The sequence below is a fragment of the Streptomyces sp. NPDC111744 genome (assembly GCF_055634995.1).
The window spans coordinates 109,299-132,339 of record NZ_JBVKCG010000006.1; the positions used below are offsets into that span (position 1 = coordinate 109,299).

24 protein-coding genes are annotated in these 23,041 nt (G+C 71.0%); 10 read left to right on the forward strand and 14 right to left on the reverse strand.

Annotated features, from left to right (window positions below; all coding sequences use genetic code 11):
- Positions 1 to 10: 10 nt before the first annotated feature.
- Complete coding sequence (locus ACZ7OO_RS15550) at positions 11 to 952, reverse strand: DMT family transporter (RefSeq protein ID WP_471505083.1); 942 nt, start codon at positions 950 to 952, stop codon at positions 11 to 13.
- Positions 953 to 1,039: 87 nt separating this feature from the next.
- Positions 1,040 to 1,687, reverse strand: a complete 648-nt coding sequence (locus ACZ7OO_RS15555) for a TetR/AcrR family transcriptional regulator (protein ID WP_471505084.1) — start codon at positions 1,685 to 1,687, stop codon at positions 1,040 to 1,042.
- 64 nt (positions 1,688 to 1,751) lie between these two features.
- Between ACZ7OO_RS15555 and ACZ7OO_RS15560 the strand changes: the two genes are divergently transcribed.
- The 3 genes from ACZ7OO_RS15560 (at position 1,752) to ACZ7OO_RS15570 (ending at position 3,965) form a co-directional block, all read left to right on the forward strand.
- Complete coding sequence (locus ACZ7OO_RS15560) at positions 1,752 to 2,903, forward strand: acyl-CoA dehydrogenase family protein (protein ID WP_471505555.1); 1,152 nt, start codon at positions 1,752 to 1,754, stop codon at positions 2,901 to 2,903.
- A gap of 59 nt (positions 2,904 to 2,962) precedes the next feature.
- Entirely contained in the window at positions 2,963 to 3,250 is a 288-nt protein-coding gene (locus ACZ7OO_RS15565) for a YiaA/YiaB family inner membrane protein (protein ID WP_471505085.1), read from the forward strand.
- A 91-nt stretch (positions 3,251 to 3,341) separates the two neighbouring features.
- On the forward strand, positions 3,342 to 3,965 hold the full coding sequence (locus ACZ7OO_RS15570; protein WP_471505087.1) for a TetR/AcrR family transcriptional regulator: 624 nt from the start codon (positions 3,342 to 3,344) through the stop codon (positions 3,963 to 3,965).
- 19 nt (positions 3,966 to 3,984) lie between these two features.
- On the opposite strand, the gene ACZ7OO_RS15575 is transcribed toward ACZ7OO_RS15570, so the two are convergent.
- A complete protein-coding gene (locus ACZ7OO_RS15575) occupies positions 3,985 to 4,446 on the reverse strand; it encodes a MaoC family dehydratase (RefSeq protein ID WP_471505088.1) in 462 nt (153 codons plus the stop codon).
- A gap of 113 nt (positions 4,447 to 4,559) precedes the next feature.
- Here ACZ7OO_RS15575 and soxR point away from each other — a divergent pair, with 113 nt between their 5' ends.
- Positions 4,560 to 5,018 carry a redox-sensitive transcriptional activator SoxR gene (gene soxR / locus ACZ7OO_RS15580; RefSeq protein ID WP_471505090.1) on the forward strand — a complete coding sequence of 153 codons (459 nt, stop codon included), beginning with the start codon at positions 4,560 to 4,562 and terminating at the stop codon, positions 5,016 to 5,018.
- 51 nt (positions 5,019 to 5,069) lie between these two features.
- Here the strand turns inward: soxR and ACZ7OO_RS15585 are convergent, their stop codons facing one another.
- The gene (locus ACZ7OO_RS15585) at positions 5,070 to 5,801 is read right to left on the reverse strand and encodes a 3-keto-5-aminohexanoate cleavage protein (RefSeq protein WP_471505091.1); all 732 of its coding nucleotides are present in this window, start codon (positions 5,799 to 5,801) and stop codon (positions 5,070 to 5,072) included.
- An 85-nt stretch (positions 5,802 to 5,886) separates the two neighbouring features.
- Positions 5,887 to 6,489, reverse strand: a complete 603-nt coding sequence (locus tag ACZ7OO_RS15590) for a hypothetical protein (protein ID WP_471505093.1) — start codon at positions 6,487 to 6,489, stop codon at positions 5,887 to 5,889.
- Positions 6,490 to 6,760: 271 nt separating this feature from the next.
- On the opposite strand from ACZ7OO_RS15590, the gene ACZ7OO_RS15595 reads away from it, so the two are divergent.
- Entirely contained in the window at positions 6,761 to 9,550 is a 2,790-nt protein-coding gene (locus tag ACZ7OO_RS15595; RefSeq protein WP_471505094.1) for a penicillin acylase family protein, read from the forward strand.
- A 75-nt stretch (positions 9,551 to 9,625) separates the two neighbouring features.
- Here ACZ7OO_RS15595 and ACZ7OO_RS15600 read toward each other — a convergent pair whose 3' ends face one another.
- Both ACZ7OO_RS15600 and ACZ7OO_RS15605 read right to left on the reverse strand, forming a co-directional pair.
- Positions 9,626 to 10,945, reverse strand: coding sequence for a serine-threonine protein kinase (locus ACZ7OO_RS15600; protein WP_471505096.1), 1,320 nt, complete (start codon positions 10,943 to 10,945; stop codon positions 9,626 to 9,628).
- An 80-nt stretch (positions 10,946 to 11,025) separates the two neighbouring features.
- Positions 11,026 to 12,264 (reverse strand): exo-beta-N-acetylmuramidase NamZ family protein, encoded by a 1,239-nt coding sequence (locus ACZ7OO_RS15605; protein ID WP_471505098.1) that lies wholly within the window; start codon positions 12,262 to 12,264, stop codon positions 11,026 to 11,028.
- A 186-nt stretch (positions 12,265 to 12,450) separates the two neighbouring features.
- On the opposite strand from ACZ7OO_RS15605, the gene ACZ7OO_RS15610 reads away from it, so the two are divergent.
- From ACZ7OO_RS15610 to ACZ7OO_RS15620, 3 genes are read left to right on the forward strand one after another with little or no spacing between them, the layout of a single operon-like run.
- On the forward strand, positions 12,451 to 13,215 hold the full coding sequence (locus ACZ7OO_RS15610; RefSeq protein ID WP_471505100.1) for an SDR family oxidoreductase: 765 nt from the start codon (positions 12,451 to 12,453) through the stop codon (positions 13,213 to 13,215).
- Positions 13,212 to 14,888 carry a class I adenylate-forming enzyme family protein gene (locus ACZ7OO_RS15615; RefSeq protein WP_471505102.1) on the forward strand — a complete coding sequence of 559 codons (1,677 nt, stop codon included), beginning with the start codon at positions 13,212 to 13,214 and terminating at the stop codon, positions 14,886 to 14,888. The genes ACZ7OO_RS15610 and ACZ7OO_RS15615 overlap by 4 nt, the downstream gene beginning before the upstream one ends.
- Positions 14,889 to 14,917: 29 nt before the next feature.
- Positions 14,918 to 15,511: a TetR/AcrR family transcriptional regulator gene (locus ACZ7OO_RS15620; protein WP_471505103.1), complete on the forward strand. Its 594-nt coding sequence runs from the start codon at positions 14,918 to 14,920 to the stop codon at positions 15,509 to 15,511.
- A 108-nt stretch (positions 15,512 to 15,619) separates the two neighbouring features.
- On the opposite strand, the gene ACZ7OO_RS15625 is transcribed toward ACZ7OO_RS15620, so the two are convergent.
- From ACZ7OO_RS15625 to ACZ7OO_RS15635, 3 genes are all read right to left on the reverse strand, one after another.
- On the reverse strand, positions 15,620 to 16,834 hold the full coding sequence (locus ACZ7OO_RS15625; RefSeq protein ID WP_471505104.1) for an acyl-CoA dehydrogenase family protein: 1,215 nt from the start codon (positions 16,832 to 16,834) through the stop codon (positions 15,620 to 15,622).
- 6 nt (positions 16,835 to 16,840) lie between these two features.
- Positions 16,841 to 17,863: a phosphotransferase family protein gene (locus ACZ7OO_RS15630; RefSeq protein ID WP_471505105.1), complete on the reverse strand. Its 1,023-nt coding sequence runs from the start codon at positions 17,861 to 17,863 to the stop codon at positions 16,841 to 16,843.
- A 169-nt stretch (positions 17,864 to 18,032) separates the two neighbouring features.
- Positions 18,033 to 18,329 (reverse strand): hypothetical protein, encoded by a 297-nt coding sequence (locus tag ACZ7OO_RS15635; RefSeq protein WP_471505107.1) that lies wholly within the window; start codon positions 18,327 to 18,329, stop codon positions 18,033 to 18,035.
- A gap of 127 nt (positions 18,330 to 18,456) precedes the next feature.
- Here ACZ7OO_RS15635 and ACZ7OO_RS15640 point away from each other — a divergent pair, with 127 nt between their 5' ends.
- The gene (locus ACZ7OO_RS15640) at positions 18,457 to 19,398 is read left to right on the forward strand and encodes an NADP-dependent oxidoreductase (RefSeq protein ID WP_471505108.1); all 942 of its coding nucleotides are present in this window, start codon (positions 18,457 to 18,459) and stop codon (positions 19,396 to 19,398) included.
- 44 nt (positions 19,399 to 19,442) lie between these two features.
- Here ACZ7OO_RS15640 and ACZ7OO_RS15645 read toward each other — a convergent pair whose 3' ends face one another.
- The 4 genes from ACZ7OO_RS15645 to ACZ7OO_RS15660 all read right to left on the reverse strand — a co-directional run bounded on the left by ACZ7OO_RS15645 (position 19,443) and on the right by ACZ7OO_RS15660 (position 21,657).
- Positions 19,443 to 19,757, reverse strand: coding sequence for a DUF202 domain-containing protein (locus ACZ7OO_RS15645; protein ID WP_471505109.1), 315 nt, complete (start codon positions 19,755 to 19,757; stop codon positions 19,443 to 19,445).
- Entirely contained in the window at positions 19,754 to 20,146 is a 393-nt protein-coding gene (locus tag ACZ7OO_RS15650) for a YidH family protein (protein WP_352220072.1), read from the reverse strand. The genes ACZ7OO_RS15645 and ACZ7OO_RS15650 overlap by 4 nt, the downstream gene beginning before the upstream one ends.
- 74 nt (positions 20,147 to 20,220) lie before the next feature.
- Positions 20,221 to 20,730 carry an NUDIX hydrolase gene (locus ACZ7OO_RS15655; protein WP_471505111.1) on the reverse strand — a complete coding sequence of 170 codons (510 nt, stop codon included), beginning with the start codon at positions 20,728 to 20,730 and terminating at the stop codon, positions 20,221 to 20,223.
- 33 nt (positions 20,731 to 20,763) lie between these two features.
- The gene (locus ACZ7OO_RS15660) at positions 20,764 to 21,657 is read right to left on the reverse strand and encodes a DMT family transporter (protein ID WP_471505113.1); all 894 of its coding nucleotides are present in this window, start codon (positions 21,655 to 21,657) and stop codon (positions 20,764 to 20,766) included.
- A gap of 389 nt (positions 21,658 to 22,046) precedes the next feature.
- Between ACZ7OO_RS15660 and ACZ7OO_RS15665 the strand changes: the two genes are divergently transcribed.
- Positions 22,047 to 23,015, forward strand: a complete 969-nt coding sequence (locus ACZ7OO_RS15665; RefSeq protein ID WP_471505114.1) for a hypothetical protein — start codon at positions 22,047 to 22,049, stop codon at positions 23,013 to 23,015.
- Positions 23,016 to 23,041 lie beyond the last annotated feature (26 nt).

The following is a 23,041-nucleotide window of genomic DNA, read 5'->3' on the forward strand; positions in this document are numbered from 1 at the left end:
CAGGTGACCGCTACGGCACCTGTTCGGAGTGCGGCTCCCCGGCCGCCGGGACGGTACGGGGAGCCCGTGTCCGTGCCCGAGACCGGGACACCGCCACACCGGCCAGGCACAGCACCCCGCCCGCCAGGGTGACCGGCCCCGGCACCTCGCCGAGGGCCAGCCAGGACATCAGCACGACCAGCGCCGGCACGGCGTACGTCGTCGCGCCCATCCGGCTCGCGGTGGTCCGGGCGAGCGCGTACGCCCAGGTCGTGAAGGCGAGCGCGGTCGGGAAGACACCGAGGTACACCATGTCGAGGGTCGCGGACAGCGGCGCGCCCGCCACCTGGTGCACCAGCTGCCCGGCGAACGGCAGACAGGCCACGGTGCCGACGAGACACCCGTACGTGGTCGCCTGGAGCGCGCTCGCCCGGGCCAGGGCGGGCTTCTGGGAGACGACACCGGCCGCGTAGGCGACCGCCGCGAGCAGGCAGAGCACCACACCCAGCACCGAGGAGCCGCCCCCGCCGGCCATCGACAGCCCCACGGTGACGGCACCCGCGAACGACACCGCCATCCCCGCGAGCAGCCGGGGCGGCATGGGGTCGCCGAGCAGCCGTGTTCCCAGCAGGGCGATCAGCAAGGGGCCGACGTTCACCACGAGGGCGGCCGTCCCGGCATCCACCTGCTGCTCGCCCCAGTTCAGGGCGACCATGTAGAAGCCGAACCACAGCACTCCGGATATCCCGATACCCCGCCAGGCGGACCGGGGCGGCAGCCCTTCGCGCCGCAGGAGACAGAGCAGTCCGAGCGCGAGAGAGCCGGAGAACAGCCGGCCGAGGGCGAGGGCTCCGGGGGAGTAGGAGTCGCCCGCGCTCCGGATGGCCACGAAGGCGGAGGCCCAGAGCACGACGGTGACGACGGCGGCGAGGGCGGGGAGCGGGCGGGGTGCGGGGGCGGTGCGATCGGTCATGTCCCCGAGGGTAGAGAGAAGGGGTGTGCGCGGGCTCGCGGTTTTCGGACGGGGGGCTGGTGGGCGAGGTCCGGGTGCGGGGTACCCCTAAGCCCCCTGCCCCAGCCGCGTAAATTGCTCCTGCAACCCGTCCAGCAACGCCCGCAAGCCCGTCTCGAACGCCCGCTCGTCGATCTTCTCCTGCTGTTCCGCCAGCAGATGCGCCTGCCCGAGATGCGGATAGTCGGCCGGGTCGTACGCGCTCGCGTCGTCCACAAACCCCCCGGCGAACGATCCCAGCGCCGACCCCATGATGAAGTACCGCATCAGCGCCCCGATCGACGTCGCCTGCGACGGTGGCCACCCCGCGTCCACCATCGCGCCGTAGACCGCGTCCGCGAGCCGCAGTCCGGCGGGGCGGCGGCCGGGACCGCCGGCCAGCACCGGGACGATGTTCGGGTGGTCGCGGAGCGCGGCCCGGTACGACACCGCCCAGTCGTGCAGCGCGGTCCGCCAGTCCAGCCCGCCGCCGCCCTCGAACATCGACAGGTCGACCTGCGCGCTCACCGAGTCCGCGACCGCCTCCAGGATCTCGTCCTTGGTGCGGAAGTGGTTGTAGAGGGAGGGGCCGCTCACCCCCAGTTCGGCCGCGAGCCGGCGGGTGGAGACGGCCGCCAGGCCCTCCGCGTCCACGAGTTCCCGGGCCACCCGGACGATCCGGTCGGTGCTGAGGAGGGGCTTGCGCGGTCGGGCCATGGCGCACATAGTAGGGCTGCACCAAGAAACTAGCAGTGCTAATTTAGATGTGGGTGATCGCATGGTGGACCTGGGACTCAGCGAGGAGCAGACCGCCGTACGGCAGCTCGCCCGGGACTTCGTCGAGCGCGAGATCACCCCGCACGTGATCGCCTGGGACCGCGCCGAGGAGGTGGACCGGGGGATCGTGAAGAAGCTCGGCGAGGTCGGCTTCCTCGGTCTGACAGTCGACGAGGAGTACGGCGGCGCGGGCGGCGACCACCTGTCGTACTGCCTGGTCACCGAGGAACTCGGCCGTGGGGACTCCTCCGTGCGCGGAATCGTGTCGGTCTCCCTCGGGCTTGTCGCCAAGTCCGTCGCCGCCTGGGGGAGCGAGGAGCAGAAGCGGCGCTGGCTGCCGGGGCTGACCTCCGGCGCGTACGTCGGCTGCTTCGGCCTCACCGAACCCGGCACCGGCTCCGACGCGGGCAACCTCACCACCCGTGCCGTTCGCGACGGCGACGACTACGTGGTCAACGGCTCCAAGATGTTCATCACCAACGGCACCTGGGCCGACGTGGTGCTCCTCTTCGCCCGCTCCACCGACGCGCCCGGCCACAAGGGCGTCTCCGCCTTCCTGGTGCCGGCCGACATCCCCGGCCTGACCCGCCGCGCCGTCCACGGCAAGCTCGGCCTGCGCGGCCAGGCCACCGCGGAGCTCGTCCTGGAGGATGTCCGCATCCCCGCCTCCGCGCTGCTCGGGCCCGAGGGCAAGGGCTTCTCGGTCGCCATGTCGGCGCTGGCCAAGGGGCGGATGTCGGTCGCCGCGGGCTGCGTCGGCATAGCCCAGGCCGCGCTGGACGCGGCAGTGCGGTACGCGGGGGAGCGCGAGCAGTTCGGGACGCCGATCGCCGGGCACCAGCTGGTCCAGGAACTCATCAGCGACATCGCCGTCGACGTGGACGCGGCCCGGCTGCTGACCTGGCGGGTCGCCGATCTGATCGACCGCGGCCTGCCGTTCGCCACCGAGTCCTCCAAGGCCAAGCTCTTCGCCTCCGAGGCCGCCGTACGCGCCGCAAACAACGCCCTCCAGGTCTTCGGCGGCTACGGCTACATCGACGAGTACCCGGTCGGCAAACTGCTGCGCGACGCCCGGGTGATGACCCTCTACGAGGGCACCAGCCAGATCCAGAAACTGCTCATCGGGCGGGCGCTGACGGGCGTTTCGGCGTTCTGAGTAGGTCCCTGAGTATCTCGGCGGATGTGGCGCGGGACACGTCCGCCGATGCTCGAGGTATGAGTGACACACCGGTCAGACAACAGAACACGGCCGCCTTCTACGGTCAGGCCGTCGCCTCCTTCGCCCTCGCCATGACGGCCACCGTCATCGGTATCTTCCAGCTGCACGCCGACGCCTGGGTGCGCGGCTTCCTCGGCATCGCCGTCCTCTACCTCGTCACCTCCGCATTCACCCTCGCGAAGGTCATTCGCGACCGTCAGGAGGCCGGACAGATCGTCAGCCGGGTCGACCAGGCCCGGCTGGAGAAGCTGCTCGCCGAACACGACCCCTTCGAGAAGCTCTGAGCCGCGTGACAAGCGCTGAGCGGGCACACTAAGCGCTCGCTCAGCTTGGGCGGTATGGTGGAGCTCCGGTATCGAGAGGGGCGAGCGAGCGATGAGTACGGCGGAGGAGACGACCGGCGGCGAGGTCGAGCCGTGGGAAGAGGTCACCCCTGACGCGGCCCGGCGTCTGCTGGTCGCCGCCGTGGAGGCTTTCGCCGAGCGCGGCTACCACGCCACCACCACCCGCGACATCGCGGGCCGCGCCGGTATGAGCCCCGCCGCGCTCTACATCCACTACAAGACCAAGGAAGAGCTGCTCCACCGGATCAGCCGCATCGGTCACGACAAGGCCCTGGAGATCCTCCGGACGGCCGCCCGGCGCGAGGGCACCGCCACCGAGCGGCTCGCGGACGGCGTCAGCTCCTTCGTCCGCTGGCACGCCGGGCGGCGCACCACCGCCCGGGTCGTGCAGTACGAACTGGACGCCCTCGGCCCCGACGCCCGTGCCGAGATCCTCGCGCTGCGCCGCCAGGTCGACGCCGAGGTGCGCGGGATCATCCAGGAGGGCGTCGAGTCCGGGGAGTTCGACGTCATCGACATCCACGGCACCACCCTCGCGGTGCTCTCCCTCTGCATCGACGTCGCCCGCTGGTTCAACGTGAACGGCCCCCGCACCCCCGAGCAGGTCGGCGCGCTCTACGCCGACCTGGTGCTGCGGATGGTTGGGTCCAAGTAGCCCTGGAGACTGAGTAGCCCTACAGGTAGTACCGGGACACCGACTCCGCCACGCAGACCGGCTTGTCGCCGCCCTCGCGCTCCACGGTGAAGGCGACGCTCACCTGGACGCCGCCCGTCACGTCCTCCACGCCGGTGATCGTGGCGGTGGCGCGCAGCCGGGAACCGACCGGCACGGGGGCGGGGAAACGGACCTTGTTGGTGCCGTAGTTCACGCCCATCTTCACGCCCTCGACCCTGATCAGCTGGGGCCCGAAGAGCGGGAGCAGCGACAGGGTCAGATAACCGTGCGCGATGGTCGTCCCGAACGGGCCCGTGGCCGCCTTCTCCGGGTCGACGTGGATCCACTGGTGGTCGCCCGTCGCATCCGCGAACAGATCGATCCGCTTCTGGTCGACCTCAAGCCAGTCGGTGTGGCCCAGCTGCTCGCCCACGGCCGCCTTCAGCTCGTCGGGGGAGGTGAAGATCCTCGGTTCTGCCATGTTCCCGGCCCTCTCGCGATCGCGCGTCCATACCTAAGCAACTGCTTAGCATGGTCGGGTGCGGGCTCCCTGTCAACGGAGCGCGGCCCACGCGGGCCGGTAGGCTCTGAGGGGTGCCGCAAATTCCCGAGGAGATCCAGGAGCTGAGCGTCGGGCAGTTGTCCGCGCGCAGCGGCGCCGCCGTCTCCGCACTGCACTTCTACGAGGCCAAGGGGCTCATCAGCAGTCGGCGGACCTCCGGCAACCAGCGTCGCTACACCCGCGACACGCTGCGTCGTGTGGCCTTCGTCCGGGCGGCACAGCGCGTCGGCATCCCCCTGGCCACCATCCGCGAGGCCCTCTCCGAACTCCCCGAGGAACGCACCCCGACCCGGCAGGACTGGGCCCGGCTCTCGCAGGCGTGGCGTGCGGAACTGGACGACCGCATCAAGCAGCTCAACCGGCTGCGCGATCACCTCACCGACTGCATCGGCTGCGGCTGTCTGTCCCTGGACACCTGTGTGCTGTCCAACCCCGACGATGCCTTCGGTCAGCGCCGGGCGGGTTCACGTCTGCTGCCGGAACACCCCTGAGCCGGCCGGCGAGAGCGCTCGTAGGGCCGCGGCCTCCTGCTCGCCTCCTGGTCAGGGGAGGGAACCGTCGTACTGGGCCAGCCCCTCGGTCACCAACCGGGCGTTGGACAGGGCCGGTTCGCCGTCGGGCAGCAGCAGCGTGTCCTCCAGGCCGATCCGGGTCGCCAGCCCCAGCCGGCCCGCCAGCCGCAGCACCGGCCAGGTGCCGCCCTCCTCGCCGTGCAGGAGGACCGGCCGGCCGTGGGCCGCGCCCAGCTCGGCGAGTAGTGCCCGCGCCGACTCCTCGGCGGTGACCGGGTCCGGGTCCGTCACCTCCGCCAGCACCCGGAGCACCGAGGGCCCGAGGGCCGAGACCGCGAACCTCGCGGCTCCGTCCGTCCCGGACCAGATGCCCGCCTCCACGCCGACCCCCATGGCCAGCAGCTCCCCGGCTAGTTCCGCGGCGCCCGGCTCATGCCAGTTGACCGAGGTGAAGTCGGGCCGTACCGACCAGGACCGGACACGCTCCAGTCGTAGCGCCGGATCCGGTTCCGCCCAGGCGCCCGTGGTCACCCCGACCGGAACCTGCACCCGCGCCCGGATCGCTTCCAGCGTCGGGCCGACCACCCGCGGGGACAGGCTCTCCCGCCCGCAGGGTGTTCTGGGGTGGACATGGATCTCCGTGGCTCCCGCCGCGACCGCCTCGGCCGCCGACTCGGCAAGCGCCGCCGGTGACAACGGCACGCCCGCGCCGTCGGCGCCCCCACGGCGTCCGTTGAGACATACCTGAAGCCGCTGTTTCATGTCCTGATGCTGCCAGTCACCACTGACAGTGGGCCGGTCTCCCCGGCAGTTGGGGGTGCGGCATCCCCGGCGCACCCCCAGGTGGTCAGGCCGACATGAGCAGCCGCCCGCGCCTGGCATAGGCCAGGGCCTCGGCGGTGAGCACCGGACGCGGTACCAGAATCCCGCAGTCCGCGCAGACCGGACCGGCAGAGGGCTCGTGGTCCAGGTCGTACTTCCAGATGAGGCGCTCCCCAGCGCACACCGGGCAGACCGCGCCCGGTTCGCGCTCCAGGGCGGCGATCAGCCGTCGCAGCACCTCGGCCAGTGGTTCGTCGGGGTGGACCCGTGGGTCGTCGCACCAGGCCACTCCGAATCCGCCCCAGGTCAGCCGGTGCCAGTCGTCCACGCTGCCCGGGCGGCGCAGCCCGTCGTGCTTCTCCTTCTTGCGGCGCTCGGCGAACTCGACCTCATAGGCCAGCCAGACCGCCCGCGCCTCCTCCAACTCATCCAGTGCGCCCACGAGACGCGCCGGATCGGGGGACCGGTCCTCAGGACCGAACCCGGCCCGCGAGCAGAGATGGTCCCAGGTCGCGCGGTGCCCGTAAGGAGCGAACCGCTCCAGGCACTTGCGCAGTGAGTAACGCCGTAGCGCCAGATCGCACCGTGGGTCTCGCACCTGTCTCGCCAGACTCCGGAAACCGGCCATCGCCCTGCACCTCCGTCACACCTGCACCTGTACTTCGGTCACTTCGGCGGCGTCGCACGGACTTCGCGCGGCGTTGCCGTATAGACGTATCGACACTCGATTCGGCTCCATCCGATTTCCGATGCCGTCCATAAGGCCGCGGGCCTTGACCGACGGCGGGCCGCGGCGCCACCGGGGCCGACCACTCCAAAACTTGACGCATGTTCATCTTCAATCGCGGGGATACCGGCGGTAACGTCCGGCCCGCCCACCCCCGTCGTGAGGAGTCGCCATGCCCCGGCGCACCAGACATCACGCGTTGTTCGACAAACTGAGAACTCCCCGCAAGCTCCCCGGGTTCCTGAAAGCGGCATCTGTATGCGTCCTCGTCGCCGGCCTGCTCTCCCCGCTGGCCCAGGCGACTCCGGCCGCGGCGGCCACCGCCTCCAACGACTACTGTGGCGGCCAGTGTTCGGACATCCTGCCGCCCGGTGAGAACGGCAACGCCACCCTCGCCCAGGTCCTGCTCAACCAGGTCTTCGGCACCCAGCCCGACCACGCCGAGGACCAGCTCGGCCCCTACAACAACCTGGCCACGGGTTACTCCGGTCTCACCGACGCGAAGATCAACACGTTCTTCAACGACTCGTCGTTCGGGGTCGCTTCCGATCAGGTCGCCTCCACGGAGAGTCCGGCGGGTCGCAGCGATGTGACGATCGTCCGCGACAAGAAGACGGGGGTGCCGCACATCACCGGTACCACCAGATACGGCACCGAGTTCGGCGCCGGTTATGCCGCCGCTGAGGACCGGCTGTGGCTCATGGACGTGTTCCGGCACGTCGGCCGCGGCCAGCTCACCACCTTCGCCGGCGGTGCCGCCTCGAACCAGGGCCTTGAGCAGCAGTTCTACCGCAACGCCCCGTACACCGAGGCCGACCTCCAGGCGCAGATCGACAACGCCGTCGCCAACAACGGCACCCGCGGCCAGCAGGCCCTCGCCGACGCCAACGCCTATCTCGCCGGCATCAACTCCTACATAGACGCCTCCGACAGCGGTCGTTACTTCCCCGGCGAGTACGTCCTGACCGGTCACAAGGACTCGATCACCAACGCAGGCACCATCGACCACTTCAAGATCACCGACCTGGTGGCGCTGGCCTCCGTCATCGGCTCGCTGTTCGGCTCCGGCGGTGGCGGTGAGGTCAACAACGCCATCTCGCTGCTCGCCGCCCAGGAGCAGTACGGCGTGGCGCAGGGCACCAAGGTCTGGGAGTCGTTCCGCGAGCGCAACGACCCCGAGGCCGCGCTCACCGTCCACAACGGCGAAAGCTTCCCGTACGGCACCAAGCCGTCCACCCCGCAGGGCGAGGCCCTGCCGGACTCCGGTTCGGTGGCGACCGAGCCACTGGTCTACGACGCCACCGGCACAGGCGCCGACCAGGGCGCCTCCGCCGCCTCCGCCGCGGCGACCGCGAGCGCCCTCAGCTCGGCCAGGCGCGGGATGTCCAACGCGCTGGTGGTCAGCGGCAAGTACACCGCGAGCGGTCACCCCGTCGCCGTCTTCGGACCGCAGACGGGCTACTTCGCCCCGCAGCTGCTCATGCTCCAGGAGATCCAGGGCCCGGGCATCAGCGCCCGCGGCGCCTCCTTCGCGGGTCTGAGCATGTACGTCGAACTGGGCCGGGGACAGGACTACGCCTGGTCCGCCACCACCTCCGGCCAGGACATCATCGACAGCTACGCCGTCGAACTCTGCCAGGACGACTACCACTACCTCTACCACGGCACCTGCACGGCCATGGACAAGGTCGAGCAGAAGAACTCCTGGAAGCCGACGACCGCCGACGGCACGGCCGCCGGCTCGTACACCATGCGCGTGTGGAAGACGAAGTACGGACCCGTCCAGTACCGCGCGACCGTCGGCGGGAAGAAGGTCGCCTACACCACCCTGCGCTCCTCCTACATGCACGAGGCCGACTCGATCATCGGCTTCCAGATGCTCAACGACCCCGACTACGTGAAGAGCCCGCAGACCTTCCAGAGCGCGGTGCAGCACATCAACTTCACCTTCAACTGGTTATACGCCGACTCCGCGCACACCGCGTACTACAACAGCGGTGACAACCCGGTACGCCCGAGCGGTGTCGACCCCGAGTTCCCGGTCTGGGGCCAGGCCGCCTACGAGTGGCAGAACTGGGACCCGACCACCAACACGGCCGACTACACCCCGGCCTCCGCACACCCCAACTCCGTCGACCAGGACTACTACATCTCCTGGAACAACAAGCAGGCGCTGAACTACACGACGGCGAGCTGGGGTGACGGATCCGTCCACCGCGGCAATCTGCTCGACGACCGGGTGAAGAAACTCGTCGCGGCCGGCGGCGTCACCCGCTCTTCGCTTGTCAAGGCCATGGCAGACGCCTCGCTCACCGACCTGCGGGCCGAGGACGTGCTGCCGGATCTGCTGAAGGTCGTCAACAGCAGTACGGTGACCGACCCCACGGCCGCCGATGCCGTCGCCAAGCTCCAGACCTGGCTGACCGCGGGTGGCAAACGCACCGAGACTGCGGCCGGTTCGAAGACCTATGCCAACGCCGACGCCATCCGGATCCTGGACGCCTGGTGGCCGCTGCTGGTGAAGGCCGAGTTCCAGCCCGGCCTCGGCGACAGCCTGTACACCGCGATCACCGCCAACCTGCCGATCGACGAGACCCCGTCGGCCGCACACGGGCCCACCGGCTCCCATGCGGGAAGCTCCTTCCAGTACGGCTGGTGGAGCTATGTCGACAAGGACATCCGGTCGGTGCTCGGGCAGAGCGTGTCGGGGCCGCTGGCCGAGCAGTACTGCGGCGGCGGCAGCCTCAGCGCCTGCCGGGACATCCTGATCAGCACGCTGAAGACGGCGGCCGGTACGAGTGCCTCCACGGTCTACCCCGGGGACTCGCTGTGCTCGGCCGGCGACCAGTGGTGTGCCGACTCGATCGTCCAGCGCACCCTGGGCGGCATCAAGCACTACAACATCAGCTGGCAGAACCGCCCGACCTTCCAGCAGGTCGTGGAGTTCACCTCGCACCGGTGAGACGGCCGTTGGCAAACCGGCGTCGGCAAACAGCTGTTGGCCGACGCCGGTAGTCAACACCCGTTGGCGACGGGGTCACACAATGCGCCCCGCGGCCAGCACCAGGCGGGCCAGTTCGGGGTGCACGATGTCGCTGTGTGCCCCGGACGGCGGGTCGCCCCTCCTGACGACCGCCGCCGCGTCGACGTTCACGCAACCCGACGCGGCGAGCGGGCCGCGCAGGGCCGCCGCCAGATCCAGCGACCGGGTGCCCGGCACCGCCTGCACACCGTCGTGCCCCATCGCACCCCACCGGGCACCCAGCGTCCCGCCCACGTCCATGCCCAGCACCGACTCGTCGTCGTCCGCCATTCGCGAGGCCAGCGGGTACAGCGTGCCGAGCGAGCCGTCGAAGCGGGAGTAGCAGCACACCAGCGGGCCGTCGATCCGGTTCTCCTGGCCCTGCAGCACCCCGCCCGCACGCGGGTCGTGGGGCAGCCGGGCGGCGAACGCGTAGTGCGAGAAGGCGCCTTGCAGCAGCGTCACGGACTTCACCGTGCGCACCCCCTGCGGCAGCCCGCGCAACGCGAACGACACCAGCCGGCCGCCGAAGCTGTGCCCGACCAGATGCACCCGCACCGCCGGGGCGACCGCGGCCAACTGCCCGACAACCCGCCCGAGCCCGCGCTCCCCGACAGTCCCGGCCCGCCGCTTCATCGCGTAGTACGTCGCCTGCCGCAGCAGCTCCTTGGCGCCGTCCCAGGGGTTGGGCAGCGCGAACTCCGCCGCGTGCGGACCCTGCCGGAGGGCGGCCAGCGCCTGCGCGAACTCCTCGCACAGGGCCGTCGTGTCCCCGGTGAACAGCACCGGCTCGCTCTGCGGGACGCCCTCCGCGATGGTGTCCGCCGCGAACAGGGGCTGGGGACCGCCAGGCAGGACCTCGACGAGCAGCCGTACCAGCCGCCCGAACTCCGCCAGCTCGCTCGCCGGGCGCTGGTCCAGCAACCGGGCGATCTGGTCGACCACGGTGGCCCGTCCCGGGAACGTCTCATGGAGCGCGTGCCGGGTGTCCTTGTCGAGGACGGGGGCCGGTCTCTCCTCCGCCTCCACGGCCACCACGGACTTCGGGAAGTCGGGGATCGGCTCGTCGCAGAACCGCATCGACGGCCACACCACACCGACGTATCCGATCCTCGCCTTCGGCACGAGCTTCGGGACCGGCGCGAAGAACCGCCGGTACAGGGAGGTCGCGCCCGAACGGTCGTTGTTCCAGCCGTGCGCGAAGACGATCAGGTCATGGATGCCGTGGGCCGTGACCTCGCCCAGCAGCCGGTCGCGTTCGGCGCCGTCCGGGTCGCCGTCGGCGTCGAAGGTCAGCTCCCAGTAGGGAGCCACGCTCATCCCAGCATCCGCCATACCAGGCTCCTCGTGCCCCGAACCGGTGCGATGTGCGCGCATCGTCCCGCCGCCGGGCAGGGTTGGCCATACAACGCGCCTCACCTGTAGAGCAGGAATTCCTTTCGGATCCGGCGGAACGCGGCGAGTTCGTCCTGCCAGACGCCGACGATCTCGTCGGTCCCCGCGCCGGCGTCGGTCATCGTGCGCACGGTCGTGGAGCCGGTGAGCCTGTCGATCCAGTTGTCCGACCGCCAGGCGAAGTCGCTCCACACCTTCCTGGCGGTGACCAGGAGCGCGATCCCGGTGCGTACGGGGTCGTACGCGGCCCGGTCGTGCACATGGATCTGGACCCCGCCGACGGTCTTGCCCTGGAACTTGGAGAAGGTGGGCGCGAAGTACGCCTCCCTGAACCGCACGCCAGCCAGCCCGAGTCCGTCGGCGGCGGCCGCCCACCGCGCGTCGATACCCTCCGCGCCCAGCAGTTCGAAGGGGCGGGTCGTGCCGCGTCCCTCGGAGAGGTTCGTGCCCTCGAAGAGACAGGTTCCCGAGTAGACGAGGGCGGTGTCCGGGGTGGGCATGTTGGGGCTCGGCGGCACCCAGGGCAGTCCGTAGGCGTCGAAGAAGCGGTTGCGCTGCCAGCCCGTCATCCTCACGACGTCCAGCGCGACCGGTGCGCTCAGGAACTCAGCGTTGAACAGTTTCGCGAGCTCGGCGACGGTCATCCCGTGCGCCTGCGCGATCGGCTGCCGGCCGACGAAACTGGCGAAGTCCCTGTGCAGGACCGGGCCCTGGGCCGTGCGGCCGGTCACCGGGTTGGGGCGGTCGAGCACGACGAAGCGCTTGCCCGCCAGCTGGGCGGCCTCCATGCAGTCGTACAGCGTCCAGATGTACGTGTAGAAGCGGGCGCCGACGTCCTGGATGTCGAAGACGACCGTGTCCACGCCGGAGGTGGTGAAGACGTCGGCGAGGGGCCGGCCGCTCTTGAGGTAGGTGTCGTAGACGGGGAGGCCGGTCGCCGGGTCGTCGTAGCGGCCCTCGGAGCCGCCGGCCTGGGCGGTGCCGCGGAATCCGTGCTCGGGGCCGAAGACCGCGGTCAGCCTGACCCGGGGGTCGGCGTGCATGACGTCGACGATGTGGCGGACCTCGGTGGTGATGCCGGTGGGGTTGGTGACGATGCCGACCTTCTGGCCGTCGAGGAGGGCGTAGCCGGTGGCGGAGAGGCGGTCGAAACCGGTGCGGAGGCGATCCTGGGCGTCGGGTGCGGTGGCCGTGGGGGCGAGGGGGACGGCCGCCGCCGTGGCGGCTGTCAGCAGACTTCGTCTGGAAGGGCGCCGCATGAGAGGCCTCCGTTGTCGTCCGGGTGCGGGTCCTGTGTGGCTGGTCGCGCCCACCCGGCGGTAGCCGCATATTGACACTGCCCCGCGCCTCATGAGGGTGTAACAACCACCCTTCCCTGAAACATACCGACCGGTTAGTGTGGCGGTGCTGAGCCGAGTTGTGTCGCGTCGTGTCGAAGGAGACCGATGGTGGGAGCCGTGCAGGATGCGGGAGTCGTCGTCACCGGGGCGGGGGGTGGCATCGGCGCCGCCCTTGCCCGGCGGTTCGCCGCCGAGGGGGCCCGGGTCGTCGTGAACGACCTGGATGCCGGCAGGGCCGCGGCGGTCGCCGAGGAGATCGGTGGGATCGCCGTTCCGGGTGACGCGTCCGGCATCGTCGGGGCCGCCCGGGACGCGCTCGGCGGAAGCGTCGACGTCTACTGCGCCAACGCCGGGCTCGCCTCCGGTGGGTCCGAGGCGGCCGAGGCCGGGGTATGGGCCGCCGCCTGGGACGTCAACGTCATGGCCCATGTGCGGGCCGCGCAGGAACTGCTGCCCGACTGGCTGGAGCGGGGCAGCGGCCGGTTCGTGTCCACCGTGTCCGCCGCCGGGCTGCTCACCATGATCGGAGCCGCACCGTACAGCGTGACCAAGCACGCCGCGTACGCCTTCGCCGAGTGGCTGTCGCTGACGTACCGGCACCGTGGGCTCAAGGCGCACGCGATCTGCCCGCAGGGCGTCCGTACCGACATGCTCGCCGCCACCGGCAGCGCGGGTGACCTGGTGCTCCAGCCGACCGCCATCGAGCCGGAGGCCGTCGCGGACGCGCTGTTCAAGGGGATGGCGGAGGACCGGTTCCTGATCCTGCCGCATCCCGAGGTCGCCGAGTTCTACCAGGCGCGGGCCACGGACCCGGACCGCTGGCTGACGAACATGAACCACATCCAGCAGAAGTGGGAGGCCACCCGGTGACCCAGTCGGAGACCGAGTCCCTCTACGCCGCCCGGCCCTGGGTGGCGCTCCTCAACGACGCCCAGCGCGGCCCGGTCGATCCCCCCGACTCGATGGTGCACGCCCTGCGCGCAGCCGTCGCCGAGGCGCCCGACCGCACCTTCCTCGCCTACTTCGACGCCCGGCTCAGCTTCCGCGAGGTCGACGAGCTGAGCGACTCCGTCGCCGCGTACCTCGCCGAGCGCGGCCTGGAGCGCGGGGACCGGGTCGCCGTGCTCCTGCAGAACTCGCCGCACTTCGTGATCGCGCTGCTCGGTGCCTGGAAGGCGGGCGCGACCGTCGTCCCGGTCAACCCGATGTACAAGTCGGGGGAGGTCGCCCACGTCCTGCGGGACGGTGAGGTGGCCGCGTTGGTCTGCTCGCAGCGGGCCTGGGAGTCGTACCTGCGCGACACGGCCGCCGGCTCGACGGTGCGGATCGTACTCACCGCCAGCGAGCTGGACTTCCAGACGCGTGACGACGCGCGCGTGCTGACCTTCGAGCGGCTGCCGCAGGCCGCCGACGCCGAGGACCTGGTGGCCGTCGCGCGCCGGGGCGGCAAGGCCCCCGAGGGACGGGACCCGGCACCGTCCGACATCGCGCTGATCAGCTACACGTCCGGGACGAGCGGCACCCCCAAGGGCGCCACCAACCTGCACGGCAACATCATGTACAACGCCGAGTGGCAGAAGACCGGCCTCGCGCTGCCCGAGGCGCCGGTCTACTACGCCCTCGCGCCCCTCTTCCACATCACCGGCATGGTCTGCCAGCTCGGCGCCTGCCTGACCAGCGCGGGCACGCTGGTGCTGACGTACCGCTTCGAGCCGGGCCTGGTCCTGGAGGCGTTCGCCGAGCACCGGCCGCACTACACGGTCGGCCCCTCCACCGCCTTCATGGCGCTCGCCGCCCACCCGGACGTCACCCCGGAGCACTTCGCCTCCTTCGTGAACATCTCCTCCGGTGGCGCACCCCTGCCGCCGGCCCTGGTGGAGAAGTTCCGGGCGGAGTACGGGCCGTACATCAGGAACGGCTACGGGCTCACCGAGTGCTCCGCGCCCTGCGCCTCCGTGCCGCCGAGTCTGGAGGCGCCCGTGGATCCCGTCTCCGGGACCCTCGCCGTCGGGCTGCCGGGCCCCGAGACGGTCGTCCGCATCGTCGACGACGAGGGCAACGAGCTGCCCTTCGGCGAGCAGGGCGAGATCGTCGTACGCGGGCCGCAGGTCGTGCCCGGGTACTGGCGGCGGCCCGAGGCCACCGCCGAGACCTTCCCGGACGGCGAACTGCGCACCGGCGACATCGGCTTCATGGACCCGCAGGGCTGGCTGTACGTCGTCGACCGAAAGAAGGACATGATCAACGCGTCCGGCTTCAAGGTCTGGCCGCGTGAGGTCGAGGACGTGCTGTACACGCATCCGGCGGTGCGCGAGGCGGCCGTCGTCGGGGTGCCCGACGGCTACCGCGGGGAGACCGTCAAGGCCTACATCAGTCTTCGCCCCGGTGCTGCAACCGATCCGGACGATCTGGCCCTCTATTGCAAGGAGAGACTGGCCGCTTACAAATATCCGCGGCTCGTGGAGATCCTGCCCGACCTGCCGAAGACGGCAAGTGGGAAGATCCTCCGACGGGAACTTCGTTCCCGACCGCAACAGGGTTAGCAGACATACGAGAGAGGCAGGTGGCGGCAGTGCCCAGGACGACGGACGGCGACGGAGCTCCTGTTCCGCAGCGGCTCCTGGCCGCCGCCACCCGGCTCTTCGCCGAGCAGGGCTACGACCGCACCTCCGTGCAGGAGATCGTGGAGGCGGCCGGCGTCACCAAGGGGGCGCTGTACCACTACTTCGGCTCCAAGGACGACCTTCTGCACGAGGTGTACGCGCGCGTGCTGCGCGTGCAGCAGGAGCGGCTGGACGCCTTCGCGAACGCGGACGAGCCGATCGAGAAGCGGCTGCGGGACGCGGCCGCCGACGTCGTCGTGACGACGATCGAGAACCTCGACGACGCGATGATCTTCTTCCGGTCCATGCACCATCTGAGCCCGGAGAAGAACAAGCAGGTGCGCGCCGAGCGCCGGCGCTACCACGAACGCTTCCGCGCGCTGATCGAGGAGGGCCAGCGCGAGGGCGTCTTCTCCACCGCGACCCCGGCCGACCTGGTCGTGGACTACCACTTCGGCTCGGTCCACCACCTGTCGACCTGGTACCGGCCGGACGGCCCCATGGCCCCCCAGGAGGTCGCCGACCAACTGGCCGACCTGCTGCTGCGGGCGCTGCGCCCCTGACGCAGCGGGCTTACGGGAGCGCTCCCCGGTGAGCGGCTCAGCCCCCCGGCCGGCGAACGGGGCCGGACCGTAATCGCGTAGTCGGTCCGGCCCCGTTCGCCGTGTCGCCTACAGGTACTTCTTCAGCTCCCGTCGCGCCAGCGAGCGCTGGTGTACCTCGTCCGGGCCGTCGGCGATCATCAACGTTCGGGCCCCGGCGTACAGTTCGGCCAGCGGGAAGTCCTGGCTGACCCCGCCCGCGCCGTGCAGCTGGATCGCGCGGTCGATGATGTCGACGACCGCACGCGGTGTGGCGATCTTGATGGACTGGATCTCGGTGTGGGCGCCCCGGTTGCCGACGGTGTCCATCAGCCAGGCCGTCTTCAGGACCAGCAGCCGAAGCTGTTCGACGGTCACGCGCGCGTCCGCGATCCAGTTGTGGACCACGCCCTGCTGGGCCAGCGCCTTGCCGAAGGCCTGGCGGGAGACGGCCCTGCGGCACATCAGCTCGATCGCCCGCTCGGCCATGCCGATCAGCCGCATGCAGTGGTGGATACGGCCGGGGCCGAGCCGGGCCTGGGCGATGGCGAATCCGCCGCCCTCGTCGCCGACCAGGTTCGCCACCGGCACGCGTGCGTGGTCGAAGATCACCTCGGCGTGGCCGCCGTGGGAGTGGTCCTCGTAACCGAAGACCTGCATCGCCCGCTTCACAGTGACGCCCGGGGTGTCGCGCGGGACCAGGACCATGGACTGCTGGCGCCGGACGTCGGCGCCGTCCGGGTCGGTCTTGCCCATCACGATGAAGATCTTGCAGTCCGGGTTCATCGCCCCGGAGATGTACCACTTGCGGCCGGTGATGACGTAGTCGTCGCCTTCCCGCTCGATGTACGTGGTGATGTTGGTGGCGTCGGAGGAGGCCACCTCCGGCTCGGTCATGGCGAACGCGGAGCGGATCTCACCGGCCAGCAGCGGCTCCAGCCACTGCTTCTTCTGCGCGTCGTCGGCGAACTGGGCCAGCACCTCCATGTTGCCGGTGTCCGGGGCCGCGCAGTTCAGTGCGGTGGGCGCCAGGTGCGGGGAGCGGCCGGTGATCTCGGCCAGCGGCGCGTACTGGAGGTTGGTGAGCCCGGCGCCGTACTCGGCGTCGGGGAGGAAGAGGTTCCACAGGCCCTGCCTGCCCGCCTCCGCCTTCAGTTCCTCGACCACGGCCGGGGTGTCCCACGGCGAGGCGAGCGCGGCCCGCTGCTCCTCGGCGACCGCCTCGGCCGGGTAGACGTACTCGTCCATGAAGGCGAGAAGCTTGGCGCGCAGTTCCTCGGTGCGCGCGTCGAACGCGAAGTCCATGGCCGGTCAGCCTTCCTGAAGAGTGGTCAGTCCGTGGTCGATGAAGACGGGGACGAGTTCGCCGATGCGGTCGAAGCCCTGCCCGAGCGTCTGGCCCTGCGTGTACCGGTAGTGGATGCCCTCCAGGATCACGGCGAGCTTGAACCAGGCGAACGCCGTGTACCAGGAGATGTGCGAGACGTCCCGGCCCGAGCGGGCCGCGTAGCGCTCGACCAGCTCCCGCGGATCCGGGTGGCCCGGCGCCTCGGCGGTCGTCGACACCGGTGAGTCGGGCGCGCCCAGCGGCAGGCTGTACATCACCAGCAGGCCCAGGTCGGTCAGCGGGTCGCCGAGTGTGGACATCTCCCAGTCGAGGATCGCCCTGATCGTGTCGTCCTCGCCGATCAGGACGTTGTCGAGGCGGTAGTCGCCGTGGATCACGGTGGGTGCGGGGGAGTCGGGCAGCCGGCGCCCGAGGGTCGCGTGCAGCTCGTCGATGCCGGCCAGTTCACGGTTGCGGGAGGCGTCCAGCTGCTTGCCCCAGCGGCGGAGCTGCCGGTCCAGGAAGCCCTCCGGGCGGCCGAAGTCGGCGAGGCCGACCTCCTCCGGGTCCACGGCGTGCAGCTCGACGAGCGTGTCGACGAGGGACAGCACGGCGTTCCGGGTGCGCTCGGGGCCCAGCGGGACGAGCTGCTCCGAGGTGCGGTACGGGGTGCCCGCCACGAACTCCATGACATAGAACGGCGCGCCGAGGACCTCCTCGTCCTCGCACAGCAGCACCGGCCGCGGCACGGGCACGTCGGTCGGGTACAGCGCGCTGATCACCCGGTGCTCGCGCCTCATGTCGTGCGCCGTGGCCAGGACATGGCCCAGCGGCGGCCGGCGTACGACCCACTTCGAGGTGCCGTCGGAGACCGCGTAGGTGAGGTTCGACCGTCCGCCCTCGATCAGCCTTCCGGTCAGGGGACCGGCCGCCAGACCGGGGCGCTCACGGTCGAGCAGCACGCGCAGCCGGTCGAGATCCAGTCCGGGCGGGTGGTCGGGGCTCATGCATCGCTCCTACGAACGAGTGAACAGGACCCGACTTATGATGCCGACCAGTCGGTATGCCGTCCAGCCGGTGAGCGAAACGTGACCGGGACCACCCTGGGACCCGGCCGGAGGGTGACGGCTCCCCGCGCGCGCAGAGCGGGGAGCCGCCGTCCGGGCGGGGACCCTCTCAGTGGTCGTCCCAGTGGCCGTTGTGCTCGGCGTGCCGGTGGCCGTCGTGCAGATAGTCGATGTGGTCGCCGTGCAGCACACCGGCGTGGCCGCAGCCCTCGCCGTGCCGGTGGTCGTGACCCTGGTGGGTCACGTGCCCGTCGGATTCGCACTCGTCCCAGTGGCCACCGTGCTCGCGGTGCAGATGCCCGTTGTGCGCGTAGTCGACGTGGTCGCCGTGCGGCACCTGGTCGTGGCCGCAGTCCGGACCGTGGCTGTGGCCGTGCGAGGTGTGTTCCTGATGAAGGGTGGTCATGGTGTTCGCCTTCAGCGGTACGGGGTTCAGGAGTGTGGCGTGCGCCGAAGGCCAGGCTGCCACGCGAACGGCACATATGCGGGCATCCCGGTTGCGTGGCGTCCGAGTACCCCGGAGGGTCGTTTGCATGAAGGGCATCAGTTACAGCCGGTACGGCGGACCCGAGGCGCTGCAGTACGGCGAGGTCAAGGACCCGAAGGTCGGCCCCGACACGGTGCTGGTGAAGGTCCGGGCGGCGGCCGTCAACCCGGTCGACTGGCAGTGCCGCGAGGGCCACCTGGACGGTGTCCTCGACGCCGTGTTCCCGGTGATCCCCGGCTGGGACGTCTCCGGGGTCGTCGTCCAGCCGGGCGCGGCCGTCACCGAGTTCGCGGTCGGCGACGAGGTGATCGGCTACGTCCGCGAGGACTTCCTCTCCCGGGGCACCTTCGCCGAGTACGTCGCCGCCCCGGTGCGCACCCTCGGCCGCAAGCCGCGCAACCTCTCCTTCGAGGAGGCCGCCGGGCTGCCGCTGGCCGGCCTCACCGCCTACCAGGTGCTGATCCACGCCCTGGAGGTCAAGCGCGGCGAGACGGTCCTGGTGCATGCGGCCGCCGGCGGGGTCGGCTCCCTCGCGGTCCAGATCGCGGCCCACCTCGGCGCCCGGGTCATCGGTACGGCGAGCGAGCGCAACCACGACTTCGTACGGGGCCTCGGCGGCGAGCCGGTGACCTACGGCCCGGGCCTGGCCGAACGGGTGCGGGGACTGGCCCCGGAGGGCGTGGCCGCGGTCTTCGACACCGTCGGCGGCGAGGCCCTGACCAGTTCGGCGAACCTGCTCGCCCCCGAGGGCCGGATGGCCTCCGTCGTCGACCCGGACGTCGTCGACTTCGGCGGCCGCTACTGCTTTGTCCGACCCGACGCCGAGGACCTGAAACGGCTCGCCGCGCTCGCCGAACAGGGAGCGGTGACGGTCCATGTCGCCGAGACCTTCCCGCTGAACCGGACGGCCGACGCCCACCGGCGCAGCGAGGAGGGGCACACCCGGGGGAAGCTGGTGGTCACGGTGGAGTGGCCGGAGGAGGGGTAGGCCTGGGCCTTCGGTACGGCCGGGGCGGTGGCCCAGCAGGTGGCCTATACGACCAGTGCTGCGGCGCAGAGGGCGACGGCGACCGTGCACAGTACTGCCGCGGTCGCCTGCCGTGGGGTCAGGGCCGAGGGGCGGTCGGTGGCCGCGAGGGCGCGGATACGGTGGTTGGCGATCAGGAGGAAGCCCAGCCACAGGACGCAGCAGGCCGCGCAGGCCAGCACTCCGCCCGCCGAGGCGCTGCCGTGCAGGGCGGTCTTCGCGGCGAGTACGGCGGCGACGGTCGCCGACAGCGTCGTACGACGCCAGGCCAGCCGGGTCCGCTCCGGCTGGAGCCCAGGGTCACGGGCCGGTGCCGTCATCCTTCCCACCCGACGAGTACCACGATGACCATCGCCACGGCGACGACCGCGACGACCACGCTGAGCAGCGCCGGGAACCGGGAGACCGGCAGGTCCTCGCCGCGCCGCATCGCCCGCTCGCAGCGCATCCAGTGGTTCACGGCCCGCAGGGAGCACAGCACGCCGGCGGCGAGGAGTGCGAGCGCGAGACCTACGCGCCAGGCCCAGCGGAGGTCGGGCAGGAACTGGTCCACGGCGAATCCGCCGCCGATCAGGGCGAGGGCGGTGCGCAGCCAGGCCAGAAAGGTCCGCTCGTTGGCGAGGGAGAAACGGTAGTCGGGGGTCGTTCCCTCTCGGCGCACCTGTTCGGGTGCGAACCACAAACGGACGTTCCGCGCGAATTCGATCACGTGCAGGAAGCCTACCGGGGGTGGGGAGGGCCGACGGTTCGGCTACTCAGCTGCGGTAGGCGGCCAACCCCACCTCAGCCCCGCCACTCCCGCAGCCGCTCCCACGCCGCCAAGCCGTCCGGTACCCACTCCCACTCCCCGAGCCGCGATGCCAGTTCCTCCTCCGTCAGGAAGTCGTGCCAGGCCACCTCCTCCACCTGCGGCCGTACCGGCAGTTCACAGCGGACCTCGTACACCGCCGACCACCAGCTGTGGCCGTCACCGTCGTCGTACCGGAACTTGAAGAGGTACGTCGGCTGCGGCAGCCCGGTGACGCCCAGCTCCTCCTCCGCCTCGCGCAGGGCCGCGTCGTCGTAGGACTCGCCCGCGCCCACCACGCCCCCGACGAACATGTCGTACAGGGACGGGAAGACCAGCTTGGTCGGGGTGCGGCGGTGGACGAAGACGCGGCCGGCGGCGTCACGGGCCAGGATGAAGGCGCAGCGGTGGCGCAGGCCCTGGGCGTACGCCTCACCGCGTGGGGACTGTCCGATCACCCGGTCGTGCTCGTCGACGATGTCGAGGATTTCGTCAGCAGCGCTCATACCGACATCCAAGCAGGACGACGGGCCGGGGCGTCAGCGCGGCTGGAGGTCCAGTGAGGGCTCCTTCGGCGCCGCACCGCGCGGCATCGCGGGATGCAGCCCGAGCAGGACGATGCCCGCCACGATCGCCGCGAGCCCCGCCGCCTCCCAGGCCAGCGCCCCGGTGTCGGTGCGCAGCCGGTCCCCGAGGAAGCCGACGCCGCACAGGATCCCGGCGAGCGGCTGGGCCGCGGTGAGCGCGGGCAGCGACATGCGCAGCTCCGCCGTCTCGAACGCGCTCTGCACGAGGATCAGCCCGGTGACCCCCAGCACCAGTACGCCGTACGGCTGCCAACCGGTCAGTACCTCGGTGATGCCGCCCTCGGAGAAGCGGGTGCCGGTGACCCGGGTCAGCGCGTCCTGTACGCCGTACAGCAGGCCGGCGGCGAGGGCGAGCAGGGTCGGCCCCGCGCTGAGGCGGGACCGCTTGGCGCAGGTGGTGAGCAGCAGGGCGATGCCGACCACCACGCCGATGATCAGCCAGTGGCGCAGCGGGTTGACGATGGCATGACCGCCGCGGGGCTCGCCCGCCAGGATGAACGTGGTGACACCGCCCGCGAGCAGAACCAGGCCCGCCCAGCCCTGGTGGCTCAGGGGGTGCTTGGTCTGGTGCCGGGAGAGCGCGAGAGCGAAGAGCAGGTTCGTCGCCAGCAGGGGTTCGACCAGCGAGATCTCGCCCTTGCCGAGGGCGATCGCGCCGAGGATCATGCCGGCCACCATCAGGCCGATACCGCCGAGCCAGCGGGGCACCCTCATCAGGTCGAGCAGCAGCCGGGGCGAGAGGAAGTCGCTGAGCGGGGCCTTCTGGGCGACGTTCTGCTGGAGCACGAACCCGAAGCCGAGGCAACAGGCCGCACTCACGGCGAGAATCAGAACCAGAACGGACACGCTGCGTACCTCGATCATGCGGCCGGGCTACGGGGTGCGTAGTGGCCGACTGTAGCGCTCCCGGATGGGTGTTGCCCCGGGAGTACCCGGAACCGGGCAGTTGACTCGGTCACGGTGCCCGAGCCCGATCATGGCGGGTGGATCAGGGCGGCGGGACCGTACGGCCATGGTCCGACGCCCGGGCGGCCCGCGCCATGGCGTACGCCACAGCCGGAACCCGGAGAACCACGGCCACGGTACGCCAGGCGGCCCCCCGCGCGCGTCAAGTTCCGCTCTGTTCAGGGTGGTTGAACGGGGTACGAGCCCTGTACAGCTTGACGCAAAGTCTTGGCTGAGGGTTTGCTGTGCGTGATCGGCCGATGGCAGCCCGACAACCAGGAAGTTCCGCGGTGCCCCCAACCCCGCCCCTCTTAGGCCCAGGCCGGGCCGTCGCCGAAGGTCCCCGCGCGACAGCGCACCCCGGGTGCGAACACTGTCCCGACGACGCCCTCGACGACGCCGAACTCATCTCCGCGCGAGCCGCGTTGGCTCAGGGCCGCTGGCAGTGCGCCCGCTCCCTGCTGCTCCACACGGGTGACGACTGGGACCGCCGGGGCCACCGGGCCACCGTCCTCGCCCGCGAGCCCTACGCCAGCGCCTGGGCCCGCGAGTGGCTGCTCGCCGAGCCCGGCTCCGCCGGTGCCGCCACCCTCCACGCCCTGGCCCTGGTCCGGCACGCCCTGCGCGGCAAGGAAACCCCCGACCGGGCCCGCGAGGCCTGCACCGGCGCCGCCGCGCTCGCCCCGGCCGACCCCACCCCCTGGCTCGGCCTCCTCCTGCTGGCCCGCCACCTCGGTACCGACGACGAGACGCGCCGCATGTTCGACGAGGTGCGCGGCCGCCACCCCGAGCACCACCACGCCCACCACCTGATGGCCGCCCACATCGCGGAGACCGAGACCGAGGGGACGTACGAACTGTGCGCCTTCGCGGAACGCACGGCCGCCGAGGCCCCGGCCGACTCCCCGCTCGCCGTGCTTCCCGTCGTCGCGTACACCGAGCGGCACCGCGTGCTCGCCGCCACCGGCCGGGCGCCCGCCGACCCGGCCGCCGCCGGCCACTGGGCCGAGCCGTCCGCCCGGCGAGCCCTGAGCGCGGCCTTCGACTGGTGGCTGGAGTGGGGGATCGAGGAGCACCCGCGCCGCCATGTCGACCTCAACCACCTCGCGCACGCCACCTCCGGTGCCGGCCGGTACGCCGAGGCCGCGGCCCTGTTCCAGCGCATCGGACGCCATGCCACCCGGACCCCCTGGTCCTACCCGGACCGAGACCCGTGCGAGGCGTTCCGGGCGGCCCGGGAGCGCGCGCTCGGCGGTTGATGAGAAGAGATTGTGGATTTCTTACG

Bases quoted from the DNA above. Each gene is read 5' to 3' on its own strand.
- ACZ7OO_RS15550 (WP_471505083.1), bottom strand. From the start codon at position 952: ATGACCGATCGCACCGCCCCCGCACCCCGCCCGCTCCCCGCCCTCGCC.
- ACZ7OO_RS15555 (WP_471505084.1), bottom strand. From the start codon at position 1,687: ATGGCCCGACCGCGCAAGCCCCTCCTCAGCACCGACCGGATCGTCCGG.
- ACZ7OO_RS15565 (WP_471505085.1), top strand. From the start codon at position 2,963: ATGAGTGACACACCGGTCAGACAACAGAACACGGCCGCCTTCTACGGT.
- ACZ7OO_RS15570 (WP_471505087.1), top strand. From the start codon at position 3,342: ATGAGTACGGCGGAGGAGACGACCGGCGGCGAGGTCGAGCCGTGGGAA.
- ACZ7OO_RS15575 (WP_471505088.1), bottom strand. From the start codon at position 4,446: ATGGCAGAACCGAGGATCTTCACCTCCCCCGACGAGCTGAAGGCGGCC.
- ACZ7OO_RS15585 (WP_471505091.1), bottom strand. From the start codon at position 5,801: ATGAAACAGCGGCTTCAGGTATGTCTCAACGGACGCCGTGGGGGCGCC.
- ACZ7OO_RS15590 (WP_471505093.1), bottom strand. From the start codon at position 6,489: ATGGCCGGTTTCCGGAGTCTGGCGAGACAGGTGCGAGACCCACGGTGC.
- ACZ7OO_RS15595 (WP_471505094.1), top strand. From the start codon at position 6,761: ATGCCCCGGCGCACCAGACATCACGCGTTGTTCGACAAACTGAGAACT.
- ACZ7OO_RS15600 (WP_471505096.1), bottom strand. From the start codon at position 10,945: ATGGCGGATGCTGGGATGAGCGTGGCTCCCTACTGGGAGCTGACCTTC.
- ACZ7OO_RS15605 (WP_471505098.1), bottom strand. From the start codon at position 12,264: ATGCGGCGCCCTTCCAGACGAAGTCTGCTGACAGCCGCCACGGCGGCG.
- ACZ7OO_RS15610 (WP_471505100.1), top strand. From the start codon at position 12,451: ATGGTGGGAGCCGTGCAGGATGCGGGAGTCGTCGTCACCGGGGCGGGG.
- ACZ7OO_RS15625 (WP_471505104.1), bottom strand. From the start codon at position 16,834: ATGGACTTCGCGTTCGACGCGCGCACCGAGGAACTGCGCGCCAAGCTT.
- ACZ7OO_RS15630 (WP_471505105.1), bottom strand. From the start codon at position 17,863: ATGAGCCCCGACCACCCGCCCGGACTGGATCTCGACCGGCTGCGCGTG.
- ACZ7OO_RS15635 (WP_471505107.1), bottom strand. From the start codon at position 18,329: ATGACCACCCTTCATCAGGAACACACCTCGCACGGCCACAGCCACGGT.
- ACZ7OO_RS15640 (WP_471505108.1), top strand. From the start codon at position 18,457: ATGAAGGGCATCAGTTACAGCCGGTACGGCGGACCCGAGGCGCTGCAG.
- ACZ7OO_RS15645 (WP_471505109.1), bottom strand. From the start codon at position 19,757: ATGACGGCACCGGCCCGTGACCCTGGGCTCCAGCCGGAGCGGACCCGG.
- ACZ7OO_RS15655 (WP_471505111.1), bottom strand. From the start codon at position 20,730: ATGAGCGCTGCTGACGAAATCCTCGACATCGTCGACGAGCACGACCGG.